This is a genomic window from Cryobacterium sp. Y57, assembly GCF_002929505.1.
In the GTDB taxonomy this organism is placed as follows: Bacteria; Actinomycetota; Actinomycetes; order Actinomycetales; family Microbacteriaceae; genus Cryobacterium.
Genome location: NZ_PJJL01000071.1, coordinates 257,190 through 269,150, shown reverse-complemented (window position 1 = coordinate 269,150; position 11,961 = coordinate 257,190). Strand labels below are relative to the sequence as shown.

6 protein-coding genes are annotated in these 11,961 nt (G+C 65.9%); all 6 read left to right on the top strand.

Annotated elements, in window-relative coordinates; genetic code table 11:
* The 6 genes from CXY72_RS15340 (at position 1) to CXY72_RS15315 (ending at position 11,832) form a co-directional block, all read left to right on the top strand.
* Complete coding sequence (locus tag CXY72_RS15340) at positions 1-2,226, top strand: UvrD-helicase domain-containing protein (RefSeq protein ID WP_104128525.1); 2,226 nt, start codon at positions 1-3, stop codon at positions 2,224-2,226.
* Between the two features lie 206 nt (positions 2,227-2,432).
* Positions 2,433-3,971, top strand: a complete 1,539-nt coding sequence (locus CXY72_RS15335; RefSeq protein WP_104128524.1) for an HNH endonuclease signature motif containing protein — start codon at positions 2,433-2,435, stop codon at positions 3,969-3,971.
* Positions 3,972-4,033: 62 nt separating this feature from the next.
* A complete protein-coding gene (locus tag CXY72_RS15330) occupies positions 4,034-6,166 on the top strand; it encodes a prolyl oligopeptidase family serine peptidase (RefSeq protein WP_104128523.1) in 2,133 nt (710 codons plus the stop codon).
* Positions 6,167-6,225: 59 nt separating this feature from the next.
* Positions 6,226-7,773: a DUF3375 family protein gene (locus tag CXY72_RS15325; protein WP_158252598.1), complete on the top strand. Its 1,548-nt coding sequence runs from the start codon at positions 6,226-6,228 to the stop codon at positions 7,771-7,773.
* On the top strand, positions 7,766-8,449 hold the full coding sequence (locus CXY72_RS15320; RefSeq protein ID WP_104128521.1) for a DUF4194 domain-containing protein: 684 nt from the start codon (positions 7,766-7,768) through the stop codon (positions 8,447-8,449). Before CXY72_RS15325 ends, CXY72_RS15320 begins: the two co-directional genes overlap by 8 nt.
* Complete coding sequence (locus CXY72_RS15315) at positions 8,446-11,832, top strand: ATP-binding protein (protein WP_104128520.1); 3,387 nt, start codon at positions 8,446-8,448, stop codon at positions 11,830-11,832. The genes CXY72_RS15320 and CXY72_RS15315 overlap by 4 nt, the downstream gene beginning before the upstream one ends.
* Positions 11,833-11,961: the final 129 nt, after the last annotated feature.

Sequence of the window (11,961 nt, the reverse complement as noted above, 5' to 3'; positions counted from 1 at the left end):
GTGGTTGACCAGGAGCTTGTTCGAGAGCAGGACTATGTTCGGGCGCTGTATGAGCGGCTCGACGCGCTGCAGGAAGAGGCTGAAGGCCAGCTCAAAGCGGTGCGCCGCCAAGACGTCGGCGGTAACCACCAATCCCGCAGCGAACGCGACACCTTCGCTCGCCTTTACGAGGACCGTATCGTGCAACTGCGCGAGGTCGATGACCGACTGGCCTTTGGCCGACTCGAAACCATGCCAGACGACTCCGGCGACTCGGTCTACCGCTATATCGGCCGGGTAGGCCTGCGTGATGAAGATCACAAGCCGTTGCTGCTCGACTGGCGTGTGCCGCAGGCAAGCGCTTTCTACCAGGCCACCGCCGCCACGCCGCTCGGCGCCAGGGCCCGCCGTCACCTGCTCTCCAAGGGGCGCACCATCATCCGCATCGAAGACGAAATTCTCGATGCCGCCCTGCTCGCCGACCCTGATGCCAGCACACACCAGGGCGAGGGCGCCCTGCTCGCGGCGCTCACCGCGCAGCGCACCGGACACATGTCCGATATCGTCTCGACCATTCAGGCGGAGCAGGACCGCATCATCCGCTCGGAACTGGCCGGTGTTCTGGTCGTGCAGGGCGGCCCCGGCACCGGGAAGACCGCCGTGGCGCTGCACCGCGCCGCCTACCTGCTGTACACCCACCGAGATCGGCTGCGGGACAGCGGCGTACTCATCATCGGCCCGTCGCGTTCATTTCTGCAGTACATCGAGGCTGTGCTGCCCTCTCTCGGTGAAACGGGTGTCGTACTGGCTTCGGTCGGCCAACTCTTTCCCGGAGTCGAAGCGACCAGAGAGGATGCCCCGGCCGTCGCAACCCTCAAAGGCCAGGCGTTCATGGCCGACCTCATCGCGCGAGCCGTGCTCTCCAGGCAGCGCACCCCGTCCGCCCCGCAGCAGCTCGTCGTGAACGGCGACCGCATCGTGCTGCAGCCCGAGCTCGTCGCCAATGCGATCGCGCGCGCTCGCGGCACCGGCAAGAATCACAACGAGGCACGAGTGACCTTTGTGAAGACCGCTATCAACGCTCTCTCCCGGGTCTGGCTCGAGCAACTGCAGAAGCAGGGCCGATCGATGGACGACACCGATCTGCCCATGCTGCGCGAAGACCTACGCTTGGCCGACGATGTGCGGATCGCGCTCAACACCGCGTGGCTGCCGCTCACGCCGCAAAAACTCGTGCAAGATCTCTATGCGCGGCCGCAGTGGCTGGAGGAGCTCACTCCGCGCTGGCGTTTCGCCCAGCGCAAGCTGCTGGCCCGCCCGCGCACGGCCGAGTTCACGATCGCCGACATTCCACTGCTCGATGAGGCGGCGGAGCTGCTCGGTGAATACAACGCGGTCGACCAGGCGAAGAAGCGTGCGCTCAAGGAACAGCGTAAGCGCGACGTGGAGAATGCCGAAACGGCCATTGAGAACATGCAGGTGAAGGGCCTGGTCAATGCCAAAGACCTCGCCGCCAGTTTCGCCGAACTCGATGAACGCGCAACCACCAGCGAGCGTGCCGCCCGGGATCGCAGTTGGACCTACGGCCACGTTGTCATTGACGAAGCCCAGGAACTCTCCCCGATGCAGTGGCGGCTGGTGTTGCGGCGTGGTCCGCGCCGGTCGTTCACGATCGTCGGTGACATCGCGCAGGCAGCCAGTGCTGCGGCATCGGCCAGTTGGAAAGAGGCGTTGCAGCCGGTGCTCGACGGCTCGCCCGAAGCTGACCGCTGGCGGCTCGAAGAATTGACCGTGAATTATCGAACGCCGAGCCAGATCGCTACGGCGGCCGAGACGGTAGCGATGTCACATCAATTGCCGATCACGCGCTCCCGCACGGTGCGGTCGAGCGAGTGGCCGGTCGAAACGGTAGCGGATGCCGCGGTCGCGGTACGCCGCGACCTGGCGCTGGGAACCGGTGGCACCCTCGCCGTGATCGTCAACGACTCCGCTCTCGACGACCTTGAATTTACCCTGCGCGCTGAATTCGGCGATCTGCTCGGCGTTGGTGCGCTCGGCCTTAGCCGCGAGATCGCGCTGCTCACGCCGCAGGATGCCAAGGGGCTGGAATTCGACGCGGTCATCGTCGTCGACCCGGCTGCCATTCTCGCCGCCTCCGAGCGTGGCGCCGGCGCGCTCTATGTGGCGATGACTCGGGCCACGCAGCGGCTCTACCTGGTCGGGGAAGCGCCGCTCGGTCACGAATGATTTTGACGACCCTGACCTGATCACGCGGTCAGGGAAACGACATCGAAGACGAAGCCGGGCACCGGATCTTTGAGTCGTCGTGCCGGGCAGGCTTCGGTGATCGCCCTTAGTATTCAACTCGCAAAAAACCTTCGCTATTTACTGAGATTTCCTCGTCGTCAGGAGCGATTCGGGCTATAATTGTGGGTGAAGGAGGCATTGACGCCATGACCCTCACCGCCCCGCCCGCTGCACCCGGCTCCGCGCCGGAACCTGAGGGTTCTCGGGTTTTCGTCATCGGTCAGGCTGGTGCATTGCTGGGCTCTGTTCTGGAGGAAACACGGTTTGGTCACCTGGATGATGCTGAAGCCATCGCGGTACTGGCGGCGTTGGAAGAACTCGGCCGCAAGGTTGATGGTGCCAGGCTACGAGCCACCACCGACATCGGCGTGCGCGCTGAGGCCGACCGGGGCAACGGGTCCCTCGCCTACCAGAATGGATGCCGTAACCGGGTTGAATTCATCACCCAACTCGCCGGTATCTCCAGCCGCGAAGCTCAACGCCGTCTGAAGCTGGGCGAGACCGTCGTGGAACGTACGCCGATGGGCCTGCCCGTACCAGCGCGGTACCCCGTCATCGCCGAAGCACTGGTCAGCGGCGAGCTCGGCCTGGAAGCGGCAGAGATCATCGCCAGCACGTTGACCGCGCTGCACGGGAAAGTGCTGCAGGATGACCTGGACCGGGTGGAACGTGCCCTGGTCGCCTCCGCGACTGGCGCGATCACCCCGGAAACGGCCGGACTACCCGGCGCCGGCATCCGTTTCACCCCCGACCTGCTGCGGGCGCAAGCCCTGGAATGGCAGGGCCGGCTCGATCCCGACGGCGCCGCCCCCAACGACGACACCGTCGAAGCGAAAAGCACGCTGACGTTCGGGCTGCTGCGCCACGGCCTCTACCCACTGCGCGCCGATGTCACCCCCGAGCTGCGCGGCATCATGGACACCCTCTTCGACACCTACCTGTCAGCCCGGTCTCGCACGCCCCGGTTCGAACCCACCACACCCGGCACTGACAGCGGCAGCGAGTTAGACGGTCTCAACATCGACGACCCGTTCAGCGCCGATCCGTTCAGCGGCGATTCTCGCTACGACGGCGACTCCCGCACCTCCGGAGAGAAACGCGCCGACATCCTCCGCTGTGTGTTCGAAGCAGCCGCGCGCGATCCGAAAACCCCGACCATGGGCGGCGCTGCCCCGACCGTCCTGATCCACATCAACGCCACCGACCTTGACAACGAACGCGGTGTCGGCTGGATCGACGGCGTCGAAGCCCCCATCAGCATGCGCCGGGTGAAGGAAGCCATCTGCGCCGGCGGCGCCCAACACATCATCTTCGGCACCACCGGCACCACCGGCACCATCCTCTACCTCGGCGACACCGTCCGCTGCTTCACCACCACACAACGCACTGCGATCAGTGCCCGCGACGAAGGCTGCATCATCCCCGGCTGCATCATCCCCGCCCGCTGGTGTGAAGTCCACCACGTCATCCCCTGGCACAAACACGGCCCCACCAACATCGACAACGGCGTCCTCTTCTGCTGGTTCCACCACCACACCATCGACACCAGCGGATGGAACATGCGCATGATCGATGGCAGACCCCAGGTACGCGGGCCCCTGCTCTGGGACCCCACCCAAACCTGGCGCCCCGCCCGAAGTCACCGCGCCAACACCCCCAGCCCCGAACCGTACTGGCGCACCTAAGACGAACCTTGCCACTCATGGTGTGCACGAGACTGCGCTTCCGCATCGGCTAGCCTGCAACCATGACATCGGAGTCCCAGAGCACGCCATTTTCCAGCCTCGACGACTACATCGCGTTGCCCCGCGTGGAAGGTCTCACCCTCTCGCCCGACGGGGTGCGCGTCGTGCTGACCGTCGCCACACTCACCCGTGATCGCACGACCTACGAGCGGGCACTCTGGTCGGTTTGCTCCGACGGTACCGGTGTTCCGACCCGCCTGACCCGGTCGGCCAAGGGAGAATCCGGGGCGGCTTTCACCGCCGCGGGCGATGTACTGTTCGTCTCCAGCCGGCCCGATGCCGCTGCAGAAAAAGACACCGAGGCTGCCCAGCTCTGGCTGCTGCCCGCCGCCGGCGGCGAGGCCCGCGCTATCACTCGCCTCGCAGGGGGAGTATCCGGCATCGCTGCGGTCGCCACGGCCGCCAATTCGTTCGTGATCGCCGCCGACCTGCTGCCAAGTGCCACCGACCTCGAATCCGATGGCGTCGCACGCAAGGAGCGCGCCGACAAGAAGGTCGTGGCCATTCTGCACGAGAGCTACCCGGTGCGTTACTGGGACCACGACCTCGGCCCGGCCGAGCCGCACCTGCTCGCCCTCAACCTCACCGACTTGCATGACACCGTCACCACTCCCGACAGCGACAGCGACCGTGCCAGAAACAGCGACAGCGAAACGGATGCCCCCGCTCCCTACCCGGCCGATCTGCCACGTCCCCGAGACCTCACCCCTACCCCCGGCCGCACCATGGACACCGCCGGCCAGGCCCTGACCCCCGACGGATCAACGCTCATCGTGGCCCGGCGGGTGGCCGAGCAGCGCTCCGGCCGGTACATTCTGGTCTCGATCGACGTTTCGACCGGCACCCAGACCACGCTGTTCAACGAACCGAAGGTCGACTTCGAGTCACCGGCCGTCAGTCTCGACGGTCGACTGATCGCCTTCGTGCGGTCCGCTGTCAGTACCCCGCAGGGTCCGGCTGACCAGGAAATCTGGGTCGCCGACCTCGACGGCGGCCACCCCCGCCGCCTCGCCGCCGAGTGGGATCGCTGGCCGACCAGCCTGGTCTTCGACGCGCCGCACGGCGGCGTTCCGGGCGAATCCAGCCCAGCCCTCATCGTCACCGCCGACCACAACGGTCGCGGACCCATCTTCCGGGTACCGCTCGACGGCGGGGCCCCCGAACAGCTCACCACCGATGACTTCACCTACACCGACGTGTGCGTCGACGCCCAGTCCGGTGACCTCGTGGCGTTGCGCTCCTCCTGGATCGCACCGGCGCATCCGGTGCGCATCAGCCGTTCCGGCACCGTCACCACGCTGGCCACACCGGCCGCGCTGCCCGACGTTCCCAGCACGATCACCGAGGTCGAGACTCTTGCCGAGGACGGAGCGCGGGTGCGGGCCTGGCTGCTGCTGCCTGCGCAGGCCTCGGCGCAGCATCCGGCCCCGCTGTTGCTCTGGATCCACGGCGGCCCGCTGAACAGCTGGAACGCCTGGAGCTGGCGCTGGAGCCCGCTGCTCGCCGTGGCCCGCGGCTACGCGGTGCTCCTGCCCGATCCCGCGCTGTCGACCGGGTACGGCCTCGAGTTCATCGCGCGCGGCTGGAACGCCTGGGGCGCCAAGCCGTACACCGACCTGCTCGCGATCACCGACGCCGCCGAGGCCCGCCCCGATATTGACGCGACCCTGACGGCGGCAATGGGCGGATCGTTCGGCGGCTACATGGCTAACTGGGTCGCCGGGCACACCGACCGGTTTCGAGCCATCGTCAGCCACGCGAGTCTGTGGTCGCTCGACCAGTTCAGTGGCACGACCGACAACTCCGAGTATTGGCAGAGCATCTTTTCCGCGCAAGGCATGGTCGACAATTCGCCGCACCAGGCCGTGCGCGACATCGTCACGCCCATGCTCGTGATTCACGGCGACCACGACTACCGGGTGCCGATCGGCGAAAGCCTGCGACTGTGGTCGGAGCTCGCCGAACACCACGCCACTGCCGACGGCAGTACCCAGCACAAGTTCCTCTTCTTTCCCGATGAGAACCACTGGGTGTTGAAGCCGCAGCACGCCGTTCTCTGGTACCAGACCGTGTTCGCCTTTCTCGACCAGCACGTGCACGGCGGCGATTGGAAGAGGCCGAGCCTGCTCGGCTGAGCGGGTCAGGGGCAACCCATCCAGTCGGTTAAAGTGGAGAGCTGGAGAGGAACCAGCTATTGAGTGATATTGCGAGCGAATTGGCGCGGGTACGCGAAGCCTTCGACAAACCGACTTTGCGCCTACTCGACCGCAAATGGGCGCCGTTCGTGCTCGCGGTGTTCAAGAGCTCGTTCAGCCGGGACCGCCGCAGCGTGGCCTGCGAGCTGCTGCATACCCAAGTGGATGCCTACCTCGCTGACCTTCGCAGCACCGGTGTCGACGCCCCCGAGAAGACCGGCCGTGCCCTGTGCGTGCAGTGGATGAACGACCTGTGGCTGTACCGCGAAGTGCGCGATCTGGGCGATGGAAATGGTGGCGGAAATGGCGGCGGCAGCGCTGACGAGAATGTGGAGCACTACTCACTCACCAGCCACGCCCTTGAAGCCCTGCTTCTCGTCGACGGCCTCGCCCGCGATCGGGCGCTGATCAGCGAGTCCAGACTCTCGACAATCGTCGACACCGTGCGCCACCGGGCCACGGAGGCCAACCCCGATCGCGAAGAGCGGGTTCGCCGCCTCGACCAGCAGATCGATGAACTGACCAGCGAGCGCGATCGTCTCGCTGGCGGCGGCGCTGTCGAAGCGGCCTCGAACGAGCAGATGCACGAGGGCTACGCAAACCTCATCGACCTCATCCAGCAACTCCCGAGCGACTTCAAACGGGTCGAGGAATCGGTCGCGGCCATGCACCGGCAGATCGTCAACGACTTTCGCGGCGAGGAACGACCCATCAGCGAGGTTCTCGACGACTACCTGGCCAAAACGGATGCCCTCATGTCGTCGACGGCTGAGGGTCGCGCCTTCGAGGGTGCGTTCACCCTGCTGCGCAACGACACGCTCATGCAGGGGCTCAAGGCAGATCTGGAGTCGATCCTGCTGCATCCGTTCGCCCTCGAACTGAGCCTGAACGAACGTCGCAGCTTCATGAGCACGGTGACGCTGCTGCGCAAGGGTATCGATGACGTTCTGACCCAGCGCACCGGGCTCTCGACCACCCTGCGCGAGCACATCGTCAACCACGACGTGGTGAAAGACCGCGAGCTTGAGCTCGTGCTGCGGGGTGTCAACCGCGAACTCGCCGTCTGGATGCAGACCGCCGGCCCACGCTCCACTGTCACCACCGAGCTCATGCCCGGCACTCTCGAGGTGGAACACCTGCGCGAACGGTTCTACGATCCGGTTGCCCACCTGGGGCCGCCCGCGCTGGCCGATGTGTCGGACGCTGCGCCGGCAGCACCGAGCCTGGGCGACCTGCGCCTGCAGGGCGGGCCACTGCTCGAAGATCTGCGCGACGCCCTCGTGGCTGCTGTTGCGGCGGGGGAGGCGGCATCCGTTGGCAGCGCATTCAACAGCTTCGGCGCGAGCCTGCGCCGCCCGGTCGAGATTCTCGGCCTGCTCCAACTGGCCGCGCAGCTGAGCACGTCGGCCGGCCCGGTAAGCCTGGAGAGTTTTGAAGCGATACGACCGGATGGCTCGATGCGGGTCTTCGACGTGCCGCGACGCATCTTGACCGACGACGACACGGCGGCCCTGGCCGCCCAGAATTTGGGTTCCCAGCATGATTGACGACTTTTCGGCTGAGGGCACCGCCATCGACAGCGACCCCCAGACCCTGTCCCTGTTCGAGGGCGACGAGGGCGGGCTGAGCGTAGAGCAGCGTCGCACCCTCGTGCTGCTGCTGAAACACCGCTATATCTCGGCGGCCCTGCAACCCGCCGAATGGCAGACCCTGTTGGAGTCGCAGAGCCTGCTCAAGTCCCGCCTCAACGACGTCTTCCTCGACCTGCATGTCGACCACCACTACGAGGTCGCCTTCAAGCGGCAGGCCCTCGCGGAGGGCGGCGAGCGGTTTCCCACGCTGCTGCACGACGTGGCCTACACCCGCGAGGAGACAATTCTGCTCGTGCTGCTGCGCCAGCGCTTTCGCAGTGAACGGGCCAGTGGCCAGGAGATCGTACTCGTCGACCGGGACAACCTGGTCGAGAACGTTGCGCACTTTCGCCCGGAATACGCCACCGACCTGTCCGGTGACGCCCGAAAGGCCGCTGCTGCGGTCGACAGTCTCGCCAAGGCGAGGGTGCTGCTGAAGACCAGCGACCCAGACCGGTTTCGCATCTCGGCCGTGATCGAAGTGCTGTTGTCGGTGGAACGTCTCGGCGAACTGCTCGACTGGCTGCGTCAGGAAAACCGTGCTGACGACCCCGAACCACTCGCCGCCTCGCCCCTGGAGCCCCTCGCATGAACGATTCCCCGCTGTTCTACATCGACGGCGCCACCGAGGGCACTACCCAGTGGCGAGCCGAATCCATGCAACTGGTCAACTGGGGCGGATTTCACGGTCACCACACGATCGACTTCAGTGCCGCGGCCACGCTCGTCTCCGGTGCCTCCGGCACCGGCAAGAGCAGCCTGCTCGACGCCTACCTGGCGCTGATGATGCCCTCGGACACCCCGTTCAACGGTGCCTCGAACGATGCCGGGTCGGGCCGTGCCCGCAGCCACGACCAGCGCAACCTGATGACCTACCTGCGCGGCAAGACCGACGCCAACCGGGAAGCGGCAACCGGCGAGCTGACCGACCAGGTGCTGCGAGGCGCACACGAGGCAACCTGGGGCGCCATCGGCCTGACCTTCATCGACGACAACCAGCGCCGATTCACCGTGCTGCGGGCCTACTACGTACCGCGTGGCGCCCATAAATTCGCCGACGTCGCCATGAAAATGGCCACGGCCGACGGATGCCTAGACCTACGCGACCTGGCCTCCTGCGCCGAGAACCGGTTCGACAAGCGCGCCCTCAAGGCCCGCTTCGAGGGCCTCGACGTGTTCGATACCTACGCGGCGTTCGCCCAAACCCTGTACACCCGGCTCGGTATCGGTGCCAACGGCGAGGGCGGCAAGGCCCTGCGGCTGCTCGCCCGCATCCAGGCCGGCCAGCAGGTGAAAACGGTCGACGGACTCTACAAGTCGATGGTGCTCGAAGAGCCTGCGACCTTCGCTGCCGCCGACAAAGCGGTCGACCACTTCGAAGACCTGGAACGTTCCTACGGCGCCATGGTCACCGAAGCGCAGAAGGCCCAGGTGCTCGAACGCCTGCCCGAACTGCAGCAGGCTTACCAGGTCGCAACCGCCAAGGCCGAACTGGTCGACACCTTCGGGGTGCACCGGGCTGGGGACACCCCGTTTGTGCTGTGGCAGCTGCTCACCGAGCACACCCTGCTCGAGAATGCCGCCGATACCAACCGAGCAGCCCGCCGCGACAACCAGACCGCCCTCGTAGAGGCGCGCGACGCCGAGACCGCGCTGAAAGTCCGGGTTGTCGAGTTGCAACAGCAGGAGCGCGACAACGGCGGCGACGTGCTCGAACGGCTGCAGACCGAGCTTGTACACCTCAGCGACCAACGCGACACTGTGGCTCGGGACCACGAAAGTTTCGCTCAAAGGGTGCACGTTCTGGCGGCATCGATCGATTCCGCTGCGAGCTTCGCAGCCGCCCAGCGGGAGGCCACCCGCTCCACCGCCGGGTTCGCCGCCGCCGAATCTGCCCTGGAGGCGACGCGCGCGGCACTGCAGCGTGAGGCGTACCCCGTGGAGGAGGGCATCCGTTCCCTCAAAAAAGAGCGCGTATTTTTGACCGGGCGGGAAAGCCTGGTGCCACAGCCCCTGCACCAGGCCCGGCTACTGATCGCCGAAGCGGCGGGAATTCCGGCCCAGGAACTGCCGTTCGTGGCCGAACTCATCGACATCACCGCCGGTGAGGAACAGTGGCGGCAGGCCGCCGAGGTGACCCTGTCGTCGGTCGTTCGGGTTCTGCTCGTTGATGAGACGCGCCTTGCACACCTGAGCGCGGCGATCGATCCACTGCAGCTGCCTCTGCGCATCCACTTCGAGGGTGTGGCCCTGAAGCAGCATCAGGCCGTGACCGGCGACGCCCGCTATGTGTCCGGCAAGCTCGACCTGAAGGACTCGCCGTTCAGCAGCTGGGTGCAGGCGCGCCTTCAGTCGTCGAGCCTCGACGCGCTCTGCGTGGCCAACCCGTCCGAGCTGGTTGGTGAGGGTGCACGGGTGACGCCGAGCGGGCAGACGCGCAACGGTTCCCGCGGCGCCCATGGCTGGAACACCGGCCAGAAGTCGATCATCGGTTTTTCCAGCCGGGCCCGGCTCGATGACATCGCCGTAGAGCTGGCCGCGCAGGGGCTGGCCGCTGACACGATAGCGGGGCGGGCATCCGCTGTCACCGAGCAACTCGGTGCACTGCGCGACCGACAGGTCGCTCACCAATACATTCTCGACACCGACTGGCTGACCGTTGACGTCGCGGCAGCAGCCGAACGCATCCAGGGCAAGAAATCGGAACAAGAGCGGATGCTGGCCAGCAGTGATATTCTGCGCGCTCTGAGTAACGAAGGGGCCCGGCTCGCCCTCGAGTTGGATGCTGCCCAGAAACTCAAGCACAGCACCGAGCAGGCCGGGGCCGTGCTCAATGACGAGCAGGGTAACATCGTCGACGCACAGGACGCGGTGAATGATCGACTCGAACAGATCGAACACAGCGGCGCGCTGACCCTGTCGCCGGAACATTCTCTGCACCTCGATGAGCAGTTCGCGCGCGTCACCGACCAGAACGACCTCGCCGGTTTCCCCGGCGGCCTGAAACGCCTGCGTGAGCGGCTGATCAACCAGTCGGCGCAGGATCGTGACGGTGCCGCCCGCGACCGCGCCACCATGATCGGTATCTTCGAGACGTACCAGGCTCGCTGGCCCGACCCGAATATCGGTGTCGCGCTCGAATCGGTCACGAGTTACACCGATATTCTCGACGCCATCCGCACCCTCGGTCTTTCCGAGCGTCGCCAGGAATGGAAACGCCGGCTCTCCGCGTGGAGCGGGCAGGACCTCGTGCCGCTCACCGGTGCGTTCAACACGGCCATCGAAGAGATCGAAGACCGGTTGCGGCCCATCAATGAGATCCTCGCGACCCTGCCGTTCGGCGCGACCCGGGACCGCTTACAGATTTCGCTGCGCCGACTGCACCGAGACGACGCGACCTCGTTCCGCAAGGAGCTCAAAGCGCTCTCCTCCGGTGCGACGGAGCAATTCACCGACGATCAAACCGAGGATCGGTTCACCCGGCTGCAGCAGTTCATGGCTGTGATTCGGCGTTCTGACAGCACCAGCACCTCCCAGCGCGATGTGTTGCTCGATGTGCGCCAGCACGTCGAGATCACGGCTGTTCGTGTGACGCAAGACGGTACCCGCGTCAGCACCTACTCGTCCCTCGGCGGAAAGAGCGGTGGTGAGTCGCAGGAGCTTGTGGCCTTCGTGGTCGGCGCAGCCCTGCGCTTTCAGCTTGGCGATGAAAGCCGCACCCGGCCGCGCTTCGCGCCGGTGTTTCTCGACGAGGGTTTCGTCAAATCCGACGCTGAATTCGCTGGTCGAGCCGTCGCCGCGTGGAAGGGCCTCGGCTTTCAACTCATCGTCGGAGCTCCGCTCGACAAGGTCACCGCCCTCGAACCATCCATGCAACTCGTGCTGTCGGTCACCAAGAACACGACCACCGGTTACTCCTATATCACGCCGTTGGCATCGCCGGAGGCAGTTGTGGCCGAAGCGTCGGCCGCCTAGTCCGGGCGGCGCTGCGTGCAAAAAACGCCCGCACCGTCGCCCAAGCGGCGTTCGCCGATGAGGTGCCTCGATGTTTGGGTATCCCCGCACGCTGTCGGGCCGCACTGGCTTGGGCGTAGCATGTTTGCA